The sequence below is a fragment of the Oleiphilus sp. HI0125 genome (genome assembly GCF_001635355.1).
Genome location: NZ_LWGF01001077.1, coordinates 1 through 15,560 on the forward strand (window position 1 = coordinate 1; position 15,560 = coordinate 15,560).

Genomic DNA, 15,560 nt, shown 5'->3' on the forward strand with positions numbered 1-15,560 from the left:
ATATCTTACTATTGCTATGCGAGCTAAGTAGAATAGAATGATATGTTATATCGTAACTATATTAATTCTCGTTGCGATGATAGTAAATACATATCAGAGGGAGTTAAGGTTTAATATCGGCTATGGACGGTTTCCTCATTAAGAAAAATGAATAAAAAATGCGACGTAACAGAATCACTTTTAATAAGCTGCTCATTGGTCGAATTCAAGTATCTTTCGGTTTTATTGGTCTCATAAGCTTGCTTTGGTACAGTGTCAGCTCTACATCACCATCAGCCTCTACCACTAATCAACGCATCATTCCTATTGAGCTCATCGATCAAAAACAGGATTCAACAAATAATCATCTCCCTCAAAAATCGCAAGAAAAACGGTTTCGAGACCAGCGTTACACAGTAGTGGAAGGCGATACTCTAGAGGCGATATTCGAGCGAAAGCAGCTCTCTATCAACGAGCTATATGAAATTATAGAGGCTGATGAACCGTATTTAGAGCTGGATGTTTTACAACCAGGGGATCAACTGATTTTTCGTATCGAGCGTGAAGACAATCGACTCGAAGCCTTGTCTCGCATCGTTGATCCAAGTAAGACAGTTACGTATCAATACAACAACGATGATTTCATATACCAAGAAGAGCTTACTCCAACAGACAAAATTGCCGAGGTGACACGTGGGCAGATAGACGGCAGTTTTTATGTTTCGGCCTCATCTTCAGGTCTAACCGATAACGGTGTTATGACGATTACTCAGCTTCTCAAAAGCTCCCTCAACTTTAGACGAGACCTACGAGCTGGTGACCACTTTCAAGTCATCATGGAACGCGAGACTGTTGAAGGAAAGACGATCGGTAAAGATCGATTGCTTGCTGCACGCGTTCTATCTAGGGGGAAAGAATTTGGCGCCTACCTACACAGTGATGGCTCATACTACAACGCACAGGGCGAAAGCTTAGTACCCGCACTTTTACGTTATCCAACAAAAAAGAAATATCGCATAAGCTCTCATTTCAACCCTCGACGAGTCCACCCTGTTACCGGAAGGGTGAAGCCTCATAATGGGGTCGATTTTGCGATGCCAACTGGCACGCCGATACTTTCTACAGGACATGGTCGTGTCACCCGTGTTGCCTCCCATCGCTACGCAGGTAAATATATTGATATAGATGAGTTTGGCCCTTACTCGACACGATTTCTTCATCTTAGCAAGATACTGGTAAAGAAAGGTCAGCAGGTTGAACGTGGTCAAGTCATTGCTCTTTCTGGAAATACAGGTCGCTCTACTGGTCCTCATTTACATTATGAGTTGCACATCAAAGGTCGGCCAGTTAATCCAATGACCGCAGATATTCCTATGCTTAAATCGATTCCCAATAGCGAGATCAAAGACTTTCATTTATATGTTGCGGATATGCGAGATTTAATGCTTAGCGAAGAAAAAGTTGTGTATCTAGATGAGCAAACAACGGATAAACATAAACAAGAAACTCATCAATACAATTCAGCGAAGAGTTCGAAGGAGCCCCCTGTGATTTCATCTTCGGCGAGTTAGGATTTTTTTTAGTGAAAAGGGATCTAGCTAGCTATCTTCAGAAGATTAAGCGCTTGCCAGTAGCGCTATTGATTCTGTTAGTAAAGTTTTATCAATTATTTATTAGCCCCATTATTGGTCCTCGTTGTCGTTTTACGCCAACTTGTTCAGAATATGCCGTCGAAGCTCTAAAAACTCATGGCGCGCTCAAAGGAGTTTGGTTAACAATAAAGCGGCTGTCTCGGTGCCATCCTATGCATCCTGGCGGTCACGACCCGGTGCCGCCATGTTGTTCGACTAAGAAGCCATCAAACTTCGATAAGAGCTAAGGTCGCTCTTTAACGGCAACTAAGGATTTGGACGGGGTTCTGGAATCAAAAGACTTTGGTCTCGCTACGTAACACACTAAGGGTAATCTATGGGTACCCAACATAATTTAAAACTAGTAAGGGTATTAAACGAAAGATGAATGAATACAAAATAGTCATACAAGAGAAAGAGCATGGCTATGTGGTAGAAGGCAAAGATATTTGCTTTGAGGTAGCAATTTCTTCAAAAGGTGGCAGGAGACAGATTTCCTCGGTCTCAGGGTATGCGAATGCAGACGATGATGACGCAGTCGACATTAGTCGAGATGATGCTTTAAAAGTTACGAAGTTCATTCAGCAATTAGATCCTGACCTCATACTAAATGAGCTTGTTAGAGGCGGTTGGAACCAAACAGAAAATGAAGGCTCGGAGCTTGGTTGGTGGCAAACTGCTTAGCGATGAAATAAGCGTATAAACACAAGGCAAAAATGTTTGCTTTCTCATCCTTTGCAATGAATCGAATTGTATTAGCGCTGGCCTGATTTTCCTGGTGAGGATGTTTGGAGCTAGTGGGACGGAAAGCGATGATTCAAGCCTCCCTCAAAAGTCTGCTATCCGAACAAAGGTAATGTTCAGAGTTAAACTTTGATGCCAGATCTTAAGGTCCGTTATTGTCTAGCAGCAGAAGTTTTAAGCGATGAAAGCATGACTTACTTTTCATGAATTTTGCTAGCGCTGAGTCTCGATTTAGTGCAGTTAATTCTCTTCTTGCAGCTTATAATGTTGATCCTTTAGAGCCCATATTTGAGTTCAATAATGCTTAGAAAAAACCAAGAATTCCTTACAATATTGAATTCTATTAAATTCAACAGCTTACAAAATGTAAGCCTTACAAAGGTTGCTTAAGACATGATAAACAGAATGAAAGCGCTTTTAGCTCCAGCTTTACTAGCGGTTGCTTTACCTGCGCAGGCTGTTTTGATCGATTTTACGTCAACTGAATGGGCTGGTGTAAATGGTGAAGAAACATATACAAATGATGTTGCAGGAATTGGCGATGTCACACTAAGAGCAAACGTTGGCACTTTTACGTTTAATGGCAACGAGGGTCCGGGTGCAATCGGTGGCCTTGGTGTTGGATTTGTTTAATAACGAATATCTTGGTTATCGTTTGAAGCCTGGCCCATATGCTGATTCGCCATTTATTCCTGCAGGTCCTGGTAGTGCTGGTGGTGCTGGCTTCTTAAGCATTCTGACTGGCTTTGATAGCACAGATCGTACGTCTTGGATCCAATTCACTGTACCTCAGGGTGCTGGTGACGACTCTGATCAAGACTTCGCTTTAGCAGGTTTAAGAGTGACTGCTGTTCCAGAACCTAGCACGTTAGCGCTCTTAGGTTTGGGGCTTCTTGGCCTAGCTTGTATCCGAAAGCGCGTTTAAGCAACGACTTTGCCTAGAACTAGATCTTACGTCGTTGAGTAGACGAAAAAGCAGCCAATAGGCTGCTTTTTTTATGTCTTTTTTCTTTCTTACACAGGTTTTCTACTGAATACGCCGAGGATAGGCGTACCTTGTTTTCGCAATATAGGCTCGATATCACTATAAAGCGCGTGGTACTTGTAAAAAGGCACGCGAGGAAACAAGTGATGAATAGCGTGCAGGTTTTGACCAACCCAGATCCATTCAAAAGGCTTCAGCCAAACTGGAACAATTAAGTTATTGGTATTGCGATAACGCGCCGTTTCTTGATAAGGGATATGTGGTCTGTAAGCGAACCAGTAGGCCGTGAACGTACCACCTAACAGGAAACCTAGAACCAAGACCAACGCTAATTCTATACTTGGCGCATAGGCGAGTAAGGCAACTCTCCAACCAAGGCTAAACATAAGCTCCGCGCAATAAATTGCGCGCTCTTTTGTTGGTGCTGTATCCCACTTTACGCGCGCGAAGTAAGTGATTTGCATCCAAATAAAAACTAGAACGGTTTTAATGAACGATACAAATCCATGTTGCATGCCGCTGATGACAAAGTCAGGGTCCTTGTCAGCTTGGTTAGTATGTCGATGATGATTCATGTGCTCATATCTGTGCGACGCGTATGGCACTGAAATAAGTGGTGCGGCGAGGTAACCGCATAGATCATTGAGCCACTGAAGCTTTTTGTTATTCCCGTTAATGTTCCCATGCGCCGCTTCGTGCAGTGCGCTATAAGAAAAATAAGTCAAAGCTGCTAGACCAACGATCGCAGGAATAAGAGGAATATCACCTTGCGAATAGAAGTAGAGAAACGCAATTGTTCCGATCACAACGCTAAAAGTATATATGACGGTAAGCCAGCTTATTTTGCCCATGTATTTTTGAGCTGACGCGATAGCTTCTTTGTTGAGTTGGGTTAAGTCGTCTGACATCTTAGCTCCATTACTATTCTTTTTTGGTGCTTCGTTTGGAGTGTCTATTACATGTCTTAATCAGACAATTTAGAACAGTATGTCACGCCATAAGCTCGTCAATATCTGCCATATAGTGCTACCAAAAAGAAGATTTTTAGCGCTCGTAGCATTATTTATTTGAGAAGTGCCCTTTTATAAACTGCGCGAAAGCCGCTTTGCCGTAGGTCTGTTTACTTATGATTTTAAGTTCCTCATCAAAGATGAAGTAATCAACGCCATGCCAGAAAAAGGCACTTCCGTTGCGTATTTTAAGCGCTTTAAACAAGAATTTATTGGGAAGGTTGAGACTCGCACTAGAAAGCATTTCATGCTGGCATGCCCACACAAAATTGGCCTGTCGTTTTTCCTGGTCGACAAACATGTTTTTTGGGATAAATGTGACCTTGCCATAAGCGCCATCAAAAAGACGTTGAAAAGCTTTTTTAATAGCGTTCTTTCCCTTTGCTGTTTTTCCGTTGAGATCTTTAAATTCTGACTGTTCAGCGAAGTAACTCATTACTTGGTCAAGGCGTTGGCTAGAAAAATCGTCATTAAAGCGTTCGATGAGTTCTTCAAGGTTGAATGTGCTTGGCATTAGATTTCCTATGTTTGGTATCAGATGATGGGCGAGAGAGGATGATGAGAGCCATGTTGTATTGTCACAAATACATCATGATCGACCTTGTGTTTGTTGAGGGCCTTCGTAAGTTGGATCGGTGGCTCATTCATTGGCTCATCAGTAAGAATAAAACTCCCCCAATGCATGCTAATAGATTGTTTAGACTTAACGTCTAAATGAGTGCGAACGGCTTCTTCAGGATTAACTTGCACTTCCTTAATAAACCATCGGGGTTCGTATGCGCCAATAGGAATGAGCGCGAGATCAATAGGACCATGCTCATTACCTATATCTTTAAAGTCTTTGGAATATCCCGTATCTCCGGCGAAGAAAATTTTATGAGGAGTTTCATTAGATAGAGGGTTAGATTCAATAACCCAGCCCGCCCAGAGGGTAGGGTTAGGCTTTAATCCTCGTCCAATAAAGTGTTGTGTCGGTACACAATGAAATTCAATATCCCATATCTTGGTAGATTGCCACTAATCTAATTCAACCCAATTGTGGATGCCGCGTTTGTCGAACCAAACCCCACATTTAAGCGGGAGGATGAACTGTGGTTTGAAGCGTTCGTTGAGCTCAAGTACTGAGTTTTCATCAAGATGGTCGTAGTGATCATGCGATAGAACAACGTAGTCGATTGGAGGTAAATCTTTAATAGCACATGCTGGTGGTGTCGCGCGTTTTGGACCGACGAGTTGGGAAGGGGGATGTGCGATCAGAGAATACTGGGTCGGTCAGAATATGCTTGCCATTAATACTGATCAGAAAGTGGCATGCCCAATCCATGTGGTTCCTTCACCGCGGTTCTTAATGTCATCAACTGATACAATCGGTAATTGTTTTGGTATGACTTTGGGCGCGTGTAATTTCCATCTAATAATATTGCTGAGCTTGGTATGCAGATCTCTTGTAATGGTGTTATTTCGAAATCGGCCTTTGTAATGCTGTTGTGGCGTGGTCATAAAGTTTGGGTATTGATGTTTTTATGATGACATCATATAAACATTTACATGACAATGTTACTGAAAAAACTTGCTCGGGTATGACAATAAAATGAATAAGCCTGCGTTGTATGAACGCGATTGAGAGGGGCGCGTAAACTTTTTCAATACCTTGATGAGATTGTATCGACTTAAGATTATGAGATGAAAAACATCAACGATTACGCGTCGATCTCCTTGTTGCTTAACCATAAGGCTGCGTTTGCATGTCTCGTTGAATATTGCGGAATACCTCGAGCATCGAAGCTTACTGGTATCTCCTCATCAACCTATCACAGGCGTATTAAAGCGCTTGAGGCATATACGGGCGTAAAGCTCGTGGAGCGCATCAGAAGACCTCTTAAGTTGACCCATTACGGCATGGCCTATTATCACTGCTGCAGCGCGATGTTAGAACATGCAAAGGCAGCCAATAATGTGTTTGAATGACTTCACTAAGGTCAATTATTGCCTTGTTAAAACAATAAATATGAGAATCCTATGACGTATCAAAACCTGAGCTTTACCGTTAGTGGCGCTGTGGCGACAATTTGTCTTCAAAGGCCCGATGCTGGAAATACCTTTAATCTTGAGCTAGCGAAAGAGTTTGAGAGTGTTGTTCGAGATTGTATGTATGCTGAGTCCGTTCGCGTTGTTGTGATAACTGGTTCGGGAAAGCTGTTTTCGGGCGGTGGTGATCTAAAGTACATGCAAGACAATTCAAGCTCGATCGACAAAGCTATTAAAGAGCTTGCAGACACTCTGCATTCGGCCTATTCAATGTTGGCACGCATGGAGAAACCTGTTGTGGTGGGTGTTAATGGCACCGCAGCAGGGATCGGTTTGAGTTTAGCTCTTCTTGGCGATGTCATCATTTCGGTAGACAAAGCAAAGTTCGCTACCTCATATGTAGGTATTGGTTTTAGCCCAGACGGTGGTCTGACTTATACGCTTCCGCGCTTAATCGGAGATAAACGAGCGCGCGAGTTAATTCTTACGAATCGTGTGCTGGGCGCGCAAGAAGCATTAGATTGGGGAATGATTACAACAGTTGTGACATCGGATGAGTTCGAGCCAGCACTTACGTCGCTAGCGGATAAATTAGCGCGTGGTCCGAGTAAAGCCTTGGGTGATGCGAAACGCTTGCTTCGTAATACGTATAACGAAACGCTCGAGTCCCAAATGCATCTAGAAGGTTTAGCGCTAGCATCTAACTCTGCTTCGCCTGACGGCAGGGAGGGCGTTGATGCCTTTGCAAATGGACGTAAACCAGAATTCAACAAGTAGTCGATGCATACAGCATTGACTATGTTTCGCAAGTTGGCCTTGTATATGGTCGAACGCTTCCACTAGTTAGCGACGCCTTGTGCGTTGCGTATAGAGAATGAATATGAAAACGAAAATTACAGAATTGCTCGGTATTGAACATCCGATTATGCAGGGCGGCATGCATTACGTCGGTTTTGCAGAGTTAGCAGCGGCTGTATCTAACGCCGGTGGCCTTGGAACTATCACGGGTTTAACACAACGCTCTGCTGCCGATTTAGCGAACGAAATCGCAAAGTGTAATGACCTAACAGACAAACCATTCGCAGTTAACTTAACCTTTTTGCCTACGGTTAGCTCACCAGATTATCCGGGTTATATTGATGCGATCATTAAGGGCGGCGTTAAAGTCGTTGAAACAGCTGGACGTAGCCCCGCTCAGTACATGCCGATGCTAAAAGATGCGGGTATCAAAGTCGTACATAAATGCACCTCAGTGCGTCATGCTTTAAAAGCTCAGTCTATTGGTTGTGATGCTGTATCGGTCGATGGTTTCGAGTGTGGCGGTCACCCAGGGGAAGATGACATCCCGAATATGATTCTGTTGCCTAGAGCGCACGATGAACTCGAAATCCCATTCCTGTCTTCCGGCGGAATGGCCGACGCACGCTCTTTGGTTGCATCATTGGCTATGGGTGCTGAGGGCATGAACATGGGCACACGTTTTATTGCAACAAAAGAAGCACCGGTGCATGAGAATGTTAAGCAAGCGATTGTTGCTGCGACAGAGCTTGATACGCGATTGGTCATGCGCTCGCTCAGGAATACAGAGCGTGTGCTCGTAAATCCAGCGGTAGAAAAGATCTTAGAAACCGAAGCGAAGCTAGGTGCTGATCTTAAATTTGAAGACATTGCCGACGACGTAGTAGGCGTTTATCCGCAAGTCATGATGGAAGGCACAGTTGATGCGGGTGCCTGGTCATGCGGGATGGTTGCAGGTTTAATTAATGATATTCCGACCTGTGAAGAGCTTATCTCAGGAATTATGGCGGATGCCGAAGCCATGATTTCCGAGCGTCTATCTAAGCTGCTTTAACGTAATTGTCTTGTCCTGAAATAAGTCGACACTTATTTCTCTTAAAACGCCTGATGAACTTCATCGGGCGTTTTGTATTTTAAGGCTGTGCGTGGTTTGACATAACTTTGAGCATTGCTCAATGCCTCGCCCGGGATGTTCGCGTTGTATTCATCAATGTTTCGTTTGCCATTACCTTTTAATCCACTCGCTGTTAAGCTCTGTATAAAGTGTGTATTGATTAATACGAACTTGTTGTATGTATGTAGTCTTAATTCTGATTGTGGTTGCGATCGTGCTAGGTCCTAGTCTTTGGGTGAAGCGTGTATTGGCGAAGCATGGTAAAGACATTCCAACTATGCCTGGTACTGGTGGAGAGTTGGCTGATCACCTTATTAAGCGTTTTGAATTGGGTGACGTAAACGTTGAGCAAACTGAACTCGGTGATCATTACGATGATAACGACAAGATGGTTCGCCTTACTGCACCGCACTTTCAAGGGAAGTCATTGTCCGCGATTGCAGTCGCTGCGCACGAAGTAGGGCACGCCATTCAGTTTCACCGAAATGAACCGATTGCTCGACTACGAAAGCGCTTAACCCCTGCGGCAATAACAGTTGAGCGCGTTGCTATATTTATTTTGATGGCGGCACCTGCCGTCGCTGCGGTGTTGAAGGTGCCGCAAAGTGTCTTGTTGATAGCGGCCGTTGGCGTCATCGCGATGCTCTCTTCTGTTTTCATTCAGTTATTAGTGTTGCCTTTAGAGTTTGACGCTAGCTTTAATAAAGCTTTGCCGATTCTAATTGACGGTGAGTATATTACCGATGATCAAGTTGAGGCGGTTCGAGAAGTGCTTAGAGCGGCTGCATGGACCTATGTCGCTGGTACGCTCGCTAGTTTGTTACGTTTTGGTCGCTGGTGGGCAATCTTACGCGGCGTAACATAAGCCTCCTAGTCCTTACCCGTTAATCTCCTAGACTTAATAGCTTCTATAACCGTTTTTGCTACTCGTTCTGATTGCTGGGCGATACAAACGCTTAGTACTCAATTTGCATCGGACTCTCCAATTTAGGTATTAAAAAGTGGCAACGATATTTAGGATGGAACACATTAATCAAAAAGACAGTTAATAATTAACTGTCTTTTTGATAAGAATTTCTTTGAATAGTTGTTAGGTCTCAGAAAGCACACTGCTAAGTTTTATTTCTAGGTCCCTTGATAATACTGGATTGAATTTAGCTTGGTTAAAGGAGGGAGGGCCAGATTGTCCTTTCGCGTTATTCGAGAAGCCAATGGGTTCGATCGGTACGCCGGCAAAGCCGGTGCTAAGTTGCCCATTGCCGTCTTTGTCGTAGAAAACACTAACCGAATAGAAGTGGTTTTCCATGCCTGACAATTGAAACTGTACCTTGCCGTTTTCATCGACCTCTTGTCGCAAGGACATGAGAGGTTTTCTCAAATGATCAGAACTTGATTCAAACAGTGAAAGTATTGCGGAGCCTTGATTAGGCGATGCGCCGCTCACTGTAATATTGACACTAAAGTCTTCTTCTCCGACAGAGTTGAAACTCAAAGCAAGTAAGCCAACAAGGCTGATAAGTTGACGCTTCATAGGCGTTCCTCTTTGTGTGACGCCCTAAGCGTAGTCAAAAAAGAAACAGCGTATGTAACGGTTTGCAACGGCTCGAAATATGGTGAAATAGCTGATTACGCTGCTTTGAACTTTAAGATCGCCGCGATACCAAGCAACACGATCCCAACGATATCAATCAACATGACTTTCTTTAAGGCTGCGTTATATTCACCTCCACCCAGCATAAGTACCAAAAAACCAGCCATGCTGATTAATGCCATCAACATCGCTGCACTCTGATATTTTGGTTCGAAAGCAGCGTATAAGATGAAGCCACCTAGTATCCCGAACAGTAAAGCCCGATGTCGCATAAGAAGTATTAGATCGTTTGATACAAGCTTGATTGCATAGGCATCATTGAGCTTTGCAGCACCCAATAAACCTAATATTGGAGCAAGATTAATGAGCCCTACGAGTACCAAAAGAATAGTGATGACGTTCATCTGATTTCTCCTATTCCACGGCACTAGCTATGAAGACTGTGTCACCGCTTCAGACTGATCTAACTGATATTCTCGGGCGAGTAAGTAAGCCAGTGCTGCTATCGTGCCGGTCGTACAAACCGCGATGACCCAAGGCATAGGATTGATATCCCGGGCTTTTGCGTCACCAATCATCCAGCTACATATCAAGAAACAGCCAATCACCAAGTCGAGCAATATTTGCAGGCTTCCGCTTGATACAAAGCCCGCCTCCCATACACCGAAGTAACCTACTTGGAGCATGACCCAGATGCTAAACACAGAAAAGCTCGTCAGTGTTATCCAGAGAAATGGCTTACGAATTGATGAACGCTGTTGTTTGACTACCGCTGTCGCGCTAGGGTTAGTGGTTTCACTCATAATGGCTTCCTCGTGTTGAAGGTTTGAAAACGCATAATCAGTGTTGGCTAGGTAAAGAATATAAACAATTACCTCAGAGGTAATTGTTAGATGGCCATTCAGTCGTGGTAATCTGAATGCTCAATGAACCCGCATGTTTTTTAAAAATGATGAGATATGACCATGCTTGCCTCATCCGTCAGTGAACATGAATTTCCTCAGATGCTTAAAAAGTGGCGCAAGCAGCGACGAGTATCTCAATTAGATTTTTCTCTCGATGCTGGCATCTCTCAAAAGCACCTAAGTTTTCTTGAATCTGGGCGCTCTAAGCCAAGTCGAGAGATGGTCATGACGATCAGCGAAGCGCTCGAACTACCATTGAGAGAACGTAATCAGCTTTTACATTCCGCTGGCTTTGCACAAGTTTATAAGCAGCGTGCTTTGGATAATGATGAGATGAGTATGGTGCAAGATGCCTTACAAATGAGCCTGAAGCACCATGAACCTTACCCCGCAATTGTTGCAGACAGAAACTGGAATCTGCTGATGGCTAATGACGCGTCTCTGCGTTTAGTTGGCTTGGTGGGAGAGGTCGAAGATGTATGGCAAAAGGTCGATCCGAGCGGTGATAAAAATGTGTATCGCATGACCTTCTCAGAGCATGGAATGCGTCCGTTTATCTCGAATTGGGATGAGATGGCAATGCACATGATGCAGCGATTACAACGTGAGTTGAGTGCAGATCCAGAGAATGACTATCTAGCAGCCTTGCATAAGGAAATTGCTGCCGATTTTCATTACGAAGATAAAAAAATAGGGCTGCTCGGAAATCCCACTCCGATTGCTCCGATTTTACCAATGCACATGACCGTTGGTGACGTGACGCTTAAAACCTTTAGCATGATCTCATCTTTTGGTACTGCACAAGATATCACCGCTGAAGAGATTAAGGTTGAAACCTTTTTTCCTGGTGATGCATTTACCAGGGTGTTCTTTCAGCGATTGGCTGAGAATGGATAAAATCAAGTTGATAGTAGTTTATGGAGAGTCTCAATGATTTCCTGCCAACAATACGATTACATTGAAATTGCTTGTACTTATAAATTACGCGTTCAGTTGTTTCTCAAGGATGCAGAAGTGGCGGAGGGCGTTATGGTCGATACCGCTTATGATCAGCACCGAAATGAATGCGTGAAGTTGCGTATGGAAACGCAAGAAAACCTTGTAATTTTAGACACTGTGAAACGCATGAGGGCTCTGGATGAAAACCCTCACTTTCATGAAGTTGAGTTTGCTTAGACGGACTTTGCCATTCGAGTTACTAGAATAGCCTCTAGCGCAGTGCGTATTTTGTCTGGGATCGGGACAGGCTTGCCGCTTTCTCTATCGACAAAGACGTGGATGAATTGGCCATTTGCGGCTGCTTGATTTTCTTTTTCGCGGAAAATAGCAATTCCATAAGTTACGGAGCTGGTGCCTAGCTTGTCGACACGTAAGCCTGCTTCAATCTTTTCTGGATATGCGATCGCACTGTGGTAGTTACAGTGCGAGTTAACGACATAGGCGATCGTTGATCCATTGTGAATATCTAGACCGCCTTCCTCGATAAGATATGCATTTGCGGCACTATCGAAATAGCTGTAGTACACCACGTTATTCACGTGGCCATAAAGATCATTGTCGTGCCAGCGCGTAGTGATCGGGTGAAAGGATTTATAGTTCTGCCTAACTTCTGTTTCTTTATTTGCCACTGGTATGACGTCCTTAATAATTAAAATGCTGCGTGATAGATGGCTAAAGCATCTTCATAGCTTACGTCTCGCGGATTATTGACGAGTAATCGGGTTTGTAGCATCGCGTCTTTGGCTAACGTAGGTAAGAAAGATTCTTCAATATTCATCTCGCGCAATGTCGATGGTAGTCCTAGATCTTTTATTAAGTTCTCAATCTGATCAATCCATTGCTCACAAATATCTTGGTTCGTCCCCGTAAAACTTTGATCAGGAAACATGATTGGAGCGAGTTGCGCGTATTGCTCTGCTGCTGAGTCGACGTTGAAGCGCAGCACGTACGGCAACACTAAGGAATTACTTAATCCGTGTGGAATATGAAAATGTCCACCCAATGGGTATGCGAGTGCATGTACCGCTGCGACGGGCGAGTTAGCAAATGCTTGTCCTGCATAGAGCGCCCCAAGTAACATTTTTTCGCGCGCTTCTAGTACATGGCCATGATGCGTTGCAGTAAAAATATTAGCAGTCAGCAGGCTAAGTGCTTCGCGGGCTAGCATATCTGAGATAGGGTTCTTTTTATGAACGCTGGTGTACGCTTCGATTGCATGTACCATGGCATCGACCCCCGTTGCGGCAGTCACGTGAGGGGGTAAACCGATTGTTAGATTGGCATCAAGCAAGGCTAGGTCGGGTAAGAAAATAGGCGATACCGCGCCCATTTTCGTTGTATCGCCTGTTGTAACGATGGCAACCGGCGTGACTTCAGAGCCCGTGCCTGCAGTTGTAGGAATTTGGATTAGTGGAAGTCGTATTCCTTTGGCATTTCCAACGCCGTAAATATCGTTAAGGCTTTGTGTACATTGAGGATGTGCTAATAATGCGACGAGCTTTGCAACGTCCATGGAGCTTCCGCCCCCAAAGCCAATAATGACATCAACGGATAGTTTTTTAGCCTGTTCTATGGCTCTTAGTACGACTTCTTCTGCGGGGTCTGGTTCTACTTCGCTGAAAAGGGTGTAAGAGATCTTGTTTTGTTCAAAACTTGCTATAGCTTTATCGAGCAAACCAAGTCGTTTGATGTCGAAATCTGTAACGATCATTACATGGTTATAGCCATGCTCGACACAGAGTTCACCTAGGTTGTCTGTTAGGCCGTTACCACACCTAATGTGCTGGCTAGTGGAAAAAGTAAAGCTGTTCAAATTGGCTCTCCGGTCGTTTGCTATGTTTGTTTTGCGGGAAGCTCGTCGTCTATTGATTGTCTTGGTGCGTATCCTCCATATCCTACAACAAGTCGTTCGTTATAAAGTATTGATCTGAAAAAATAATAGGAGCAACGCGCATGTATAAAACAATCAGTTATGTCATAGATGCTGACGGCATTTTAACGATTAGTCTAAATCGTCCAGAGCAAATGAATTCATTTACCGTTGAGATGAGTGGTGAGCTTCGCGAAGCATTTATTCAGGCTGATGGGGATGATTCAGTGAAGGTGGTCGTTGTGACGGGGGCTGGCAAAGCTTTTTGCGCAGGTATGGATTTATCGGCGGACGGTAATGTATTCGGTCTTAATGAAGCGATACAACCTACTTTAGATGATATGAATGACCGTCTTGATGCCCCTGAGATTCATGACGGTATTCGTGATGAGGGTGGCAAGTTAACGCTCGAAATTTATAAATGTCGTAAGCCGATTATTGCTGCAATTAACGGTGCCGCGGTTGGTATTGGTGCCACAATGACTTGCGCAATGGACATTCGTCTCGCGTCCGAAAAAGCGCGGATTGGATTTGTGTTTAACAAGATAGGCATCGTTCCTGAAGCATGCTCCTCTTGGTTCTTGCCCCGTATTGTCGGTTTACCAAAATCATTAGAACTTTGCTTTACCGGTGACATTATTGATGGTGCTGAGGCAAAAGATATTGGATTTGTGACGAATGTATTGCCAGCTGAAGAGTTGCTTAATGAGGCTTATGCTCTAGCTCGTCGAATTGCTAAGCATAGTCCTGTTGCGCTAGCGCTTACTCGCCAGATGCTGTATCGAAATTCGGCAAAAGGACATCCTTTAGAAGCACATAAAATTGATTCTCTAGGGATGTTTTACCAAAGTATTGCTGACGGTAAAGAGGGCGTTAGTGCTTTCTTAGAAAAGCGGCCTGCTGAATATAAACAGAAATGCTCTACGGATATGCCAAGTTTTTATCCGTGGGAATATTGATTTGGCTTGCATTTAGTTGAACAAAAACTGCATTGGTTTCGACGTATTATGGCCGCTCTCATGACCCTGATTGTCTAAGTTTATCTAAGAGCATATTGATCTGACCGCGAAGCCAAGAATGTGCCTGATTATTGCGTTTGTCTCGGTGATAGATCATATATGCTTTGATTTTATTGGTCTCGAAGGGGAGCTCATAAGTTTCGAGTGGAAGCGTTTGTTGTGCATTTGCGGCAACTCTTCGTGGCACTGTACATAAGCAGTTAGTGCGTGCCGCGATAGCTGGCAGGCTCATCAATGAGCTCGCGCGTATTTTGATATCTCGTTGTATCTGTTTTTTGCCAAGAATAATTTCGGTTGGGCTGCCTTTATCACTACGCGGATGTAATGCGACATGTGGTGTAGATCGATATATCTCGGCTGTCATGATTTCATCCGTAATGTACGGGTTTCCCTTGCGTGCCATCACGACAAGATCTTCTTCAAATACATGTTCACAAATGAGTTCTTTGCTTTTGGGCTGTATGTAATCGATCGCAATATCTAGCTCTTTTAAGCGAATACGTTCCGTTAGGCTTGCGATTGAGTCGGCTTCAGGGTGAAGGTCAAAACAGATATTTGGTGCAACTTGTTCTAGATACTGAAAGAAAGCCGGGAATACGATGGATTCTGCGTATTCATTGGCTGCTATGGCGAAGGTGTTAGAAGCTGTTTTGGGGTCGAATTCTGCTTCAGGTTGAACTTGCTGCTGAATAGCAAATAAGGCATCACGTATCGGTTGTTTTAGTTCTAATGCTTTCGGTGTGGGACGCATGCCGCCGCGTGTTTTGACGTAAAGATCATCATTAAAAATTCCACGTAAGCGTGTTAATGCATTACTAACAGCCGGTTGGCTCATATGCAGCTTTTGCGCTGCGTTAGTGATGTGAGGGTCTTCTGCTAATACATCT

20 protein-coding genes and 1 pseudogene are annotated in these 15,560 nt (G+C 43.9%); 12 read left to right on the top strand and 9 right to left on the bottom strand.

Annotation, left to right across the window (positions count from 1 at the left end; genetic code table 11):
- Positions 1 to 158: 158 nt before the first annotated feature.
- The 5 genes from A3762_RS18410 to A3762_RS27780 all read left to right on the top strand — a co-directional run bounded on the left by A3762_RS18410 (position 159) and on the right by A3762_RS27780 (position 3,279).
- The gene (locus A3762_RS18410) at positions 159 to 1,550 is read left to right on the top strand and encodes a peptidoglycan DD-metalloendopeptidase family protein (RefSeq protein ID WP_068757041.1); all 1,392 of its coding nucleotides are present in this window, start codon (positions 159 to 161) and stop codon (positions 1,548 to 1,550) included.
- A 53-nt stretch (positions 1,551 to 1,603) separates the two neighbouring features.
- A complete protein-coding gene (gene yidD, locus A3762_RS26070; protein ID WP_231878858.1) occupies positions 1,604 to 1,858 on the top strand; it encodes a membrane protein insertion efficiency factor YidD in 255 nt (84 codons plus the stop codon).
- A 136-nt stretch (positions 1,859 to 1,994) separates the two neighbouring features.
- Complete coding sequence (locus A3762_RS18415; protein WP_068757043.1) at positions 1,995 to 2,294, top strand: hypothetical protein; 300 nt, start codon at positions 1,995 to 1,997, stop codon at positions 2,292 to 2,294.
- A 465-nt stretch (positions 2,295 to 2,759) separates the two neighbouring features.
- Complete coding sequence (locus A3762_RS18420; RefSeq protein WP_068757044.1) at positions 2,760 to 2,987, top strand: hypothetical protein; 228 nt, start codon at positions 2,760 to 2,762, stop codon at positions 2,985 to 2,987.
- Complete coding sequence (locus A3762_RS27780) at positions 2,953 to 3,279, top strand: PEP-CTERM sorting domain-containing protein (protein WP_197469380.1); 327 nt, start codon at positions 2,953 to 2,955, stop codon at positions 3,277 to 3,279. Before A3762_RS18420 ends, A3762_RS27780 begins: the two co-directional genes overlap by 35 nt.
- An 89-nt stretch (positions 3,280 to 3,368) precedes the next feature.
- Here the strand turns inward: A3762_RS27780 and A3762_RS18430 are convergent, their stop codons facing one another.
- The 3 genes and pseudogenes from A3762_RS18430 to A3762_RS28910 form a co-directional block, all read right to left on the bottom strand.
- Complete coding sequence (locus A3762_RS18430) at positions 3,369 to 4,247, bottom strand: fatty acid desaturase (RefSeq protein ID WP_068757048.1); 879 nt, start codon at positions 4,245 to 4,247, stop codon at positions 3,369 to 3,371.
- Positions 4,248 to 4,398: 151 nt separating this feature from the next.
- Positions 4,399 to 4,863, bottom strand: coding sequence for a nuclear transport factor 2 family protein (locus A3762_RS18435; protein ID WP_068757050.1), 465 nt, complete (start codon positions 4,861 to 4,863; stop codon positions 4,399 to 4,401).
- Positions 4,864 to 4,883: 20 nt separating this feature from the next.
- A pseudogene (locus A3762_RS28910) lies at positions 4,884 to 5,606 on the bottom strand (MBL fold metallo-hydrolase).
- A gap of 426 nt (positions 5,607 to 6,032) precedes the next feature.
- Here A3762_RS28910 and A3762_RS26085 point away from each other — a divergent pair.
- The 4 genes from A3762_RS26085 to A3762_RS18455 all read left to right on the top strand — a co-directional run bounded on the left by A3762_RS26085 (position 6,033) and on the right by A3762_RS18455 (position 9,154).
- Positions 6,033 to 6,317, top strand: coding sequence for a LysR family transcriptional regulator (locus tag A3762_RS26085; RefSeq protein ID WP_082869234.1), 285 nt, complete (start codon positions 6,033 to 6,035; stop codon positions 6,315 to 6,317).
- Between the two features lie 51 nt (positions 6,318 to 6,368).
- Positions 6,369 to 7,154, top strand: coding sequence for an enoyl-CoA hydratase/isomerase family protein (locus A3762_RS18445; RefSeq protein WP_068480607.1), 786 nt, complete (start codon positions 6,369 to 6,371; stop codon positions 7,152 to 7,154).
- Positions 7,155 to 7,257: 103 nt separating this feature from the next.
- On the top strand, positions 7,258 to 8,229 hold the full coding sequence (locus A3762_RS18450; RefSeq protein ID WP_068757054.1) for a nitronate monooxygenase family protein: 972 nt from the start codon (positions 7,258 to 7,260) through the stop codon (positions 8,227 to 8,229).
- Positions 8,230 to 8,467: 238 nt separating this feature from the next.
- Positions 8,468 to 9,154, top strand: a complete 687-nt coding sequence (locus A3762_RS18455; protein ID WP_068757056.1) for a zinc metallopeptidase — start codon at positions 8,468 to 8,470, stop codon at positions 9,152 to 9,154.
- Positions 9,155 to 9,379: 225 nt separating this feature from the next.
- On the opposite strand, the gene A3762_RS18460 is transcribed toward A3762_RS18455, so the two are convergent.
- From A3762_RS18460 to A3762_RS18470, 3 genes are all read right to left on the bottom strand, one after another.
- The gene (locus A3762_RS18460; protein WP_068757058.1) at positions 9,380 to 9,820 is read right to left on the bottom strand and encodes a DUF2141 domain-containing protein; all 441 of its coding nucleotides are present in this window, start codon (positions 9,818 to 9,820) and stop codon (positions 9,380 to 9,382) included.
- Positions 9,821 to 9,915: 95 nt separating this feature from the next.
- Positions 9,916 to 10,284: a hypothetical protein gene (locus tag A3762_RS18465; RefSeq protein ID WP_068757060.1), complete on the bottom strand. Its 369-nt coding sequence runs from the start codon at positions 10,282 to 10,284 to the stop codon at positions 9,916 to 9,918.
- 27 nt (positions 10,285 to 10,311) lie between these two features.
- Positions 10,312 to 10,683, bottom strand: a complete 372-nt coding sequence (locus tag A3762_RS18470) for a hypothetical protein (RefSeq protein ID WP_068757062.1) — start codon at positions 10,681 to 10,683, stop codon at positions 10,312 to 10,314.
- A 156-nt stretch (positions 10,684 to 10,839) separates the two neighbouring features.
- Between A3762_RS18470 and A3762_RS18475 the strand changes: the two genes are divergently transcribed.
- Positions 10,840 to 11,682, top strand: a complete 843-nt coding sequence (locus tag A3762_RS18475) for a helix-turn-helix transcriptional regulator (RefSeq protein ID WP_068757064.1) — start codon at positions 10,840 to 10,842, stop codon at positions 11,680 to 11,682.
- A gap of 33 nt (positions 11,683 to 11,715) precedes the next feature.
- On the top strand, positions 11,716 to 11,961 hold the full coding sequence (locus tag A3762_RS18480) for a Rho-binding antiterminator (protein ID WP_068756133.1): 246 nt from the start codon (positions 11,716 to 11,718) through the stop codon (positions 11,959 to 11,961).
- Here the strand turns inward: A3762_RS18480 and A3762_RS18485 are convergent.
- Both A3762_RS18485 and A3762_RS18490 read right to left on the bottom strand, forming a co-directional pair.
- Positions 11,958 to 12,413 carry a thioesterase family protein gene (locus tag A3762_RS18485; RefSeq protein WP_068756131.1) on the bottom strand — a complete coding sequence of 152 codons (456 nt, stop codon included), beginning with the start codon at positions 12,411 to 12,413 and terminating at the stop codon, positions 11,958 to 11,960. The genes A3762_RS18480 and A3762_RS18485 overlap by 4 nt on opposite strands.
- Before the next feature lie 20 nt (positions 12,414 to 12,433).
- Positions 12,434 to 13,597 (bottom strand): iron-containing alcohol dehydrogenase, encoded by a 1,164-nt coding sequence (locus A3762_RS18490; RefSeq protein ID WP_068757066.1) that lies wholly within the window; start codon positions 13,595 to 13,597, stop codon positions 12,434 to 12,436.
- Positions 13,598 to 13,737: 140 nt separating this feature from the next.
- On the opposite strand from A3762_RS18490, the gene A3762_RS18495 reads away from it, so the two are divergent.
- Positions 13,738 to 14,613, top strand: a complete 876-nt coding sequence (locus A3762_RS18495) for a crotonase/enoyl-CoA hydratase family protein (protein WP_068757068.1) — start codon at positions 13,738 to 13,740, stop codon at positions 14,611 to 14,613.
- Positions 14,614 to 14,671: 58 nt separating this feature from the next.
- Here the strand turns inward: A3762_RS18495 and A3762_RS18500 are convergent.
- Positions 14,672 to 15,560 (bottom strand): LysR family transcriptional regulator (locus A3762_RS18500; protein ID WP_068757070.1); only part of this gene is annotated, 889 nt, incomplete at its 5' end.

Coding starts and splice junctions, on each gene's coding strand:
- A3762_RS18410 (WP_068757041.1), top strand. CDS start 159: ATGCGACGTAACAGAATCACTTTTAATAAGCTGCTCATTGGTCGAATT.
- A3762_RS18415 (WP_068757043.1), top strand. CDS start 1,995: ATGAATGAATACAAAATAGTCATACAAGAGAAAGAGCATGGCTATGTG.
- A3762_RS18420 (WP_068757044.1), top strand. CDS start 2,760: ATGAAAGCGCTTTTAGCTCCAGCTTTACTAGCGGTTGCTTTACCTGCG.
- A3762_RS18430 (WP_068757048.1), bottom strand. CDS start 4,247: ATGTCAGACGACTTAACCCAACTCAACAAAGAAGCTATCGCGTCAGCT.
- A3762_RS18435 (WP_068757050.1), bottom strand. CDS start 4,863: ATGCCAAGCACATTCAACCTTGAAGAACTCATCGAACGCTTTAATGAC.
- A3762_RS26085 (WP_082869234.1), top strand. CDS start 6,033: ATGAAAAACATCAACGATTACGCGTCGATCTCCTTGTTGCTTAACCAT.
- A3762_RS18445 (WP_068480607.1), top strand. CDS start 6,369: ATGACGTATCAAAACCTGAGCTTTACCGTTAGTGGCGCTGTGGCGACA.
- A3762_RS18450 (WP_068757054.1), top strand. CDS start 7,258: ATGAAAACGAAAATTACAGAATTGCTCGGTATTGAACATCCGATTATG.
- A3762_RS18455 (WP_068757056.1), top strand. CDS start 8,468: ATGTATGTAGTCTTAATTCTGATTGTGGTTGCGATCGTGCTAGGTCCT.
- A3762_RS18460 (WP_068757058.1), bottom strand. CDS start 9,820: ATGAAGCGTCAACTTATCAGCCTTGTTGGCTTACTTGCTTTGAGTTTC.
- A3762_RS18465 (WP_068757060.1), bottom strand. CDS start 10,284: ATGAACGTCATCACTATTCTTTTGGTACTCGTAGGGCTCATTAATCTT.
- A3762_RS18470 (WP_068757062.1), bottom strand. CDS start 10,683: ATGAGTGAAACCACTAACCCTAGCGCGACAGCGGTAGTCAAACAACAG.
- A3762_RS18475 (WP_068757064.1), top strand. CDS start 10,840: ATGACCATGCTTGCCTCATCCGTCAGTGAACATGAATTTCCTCAGATG.
- A3762_RS18480 (WP_068756133.1), top strand. CDS start 11,716: ATGATTTCCTGCCAACAATACGATTACATTGAAATTGCTTGTACTTAT.
- A3762_RS18495 (WP_068757068.1), top strand. CDS start 13,738: ATGTATAAAACAATCAGTTATGTCATAGATGCTGACGGCATTTTAACG.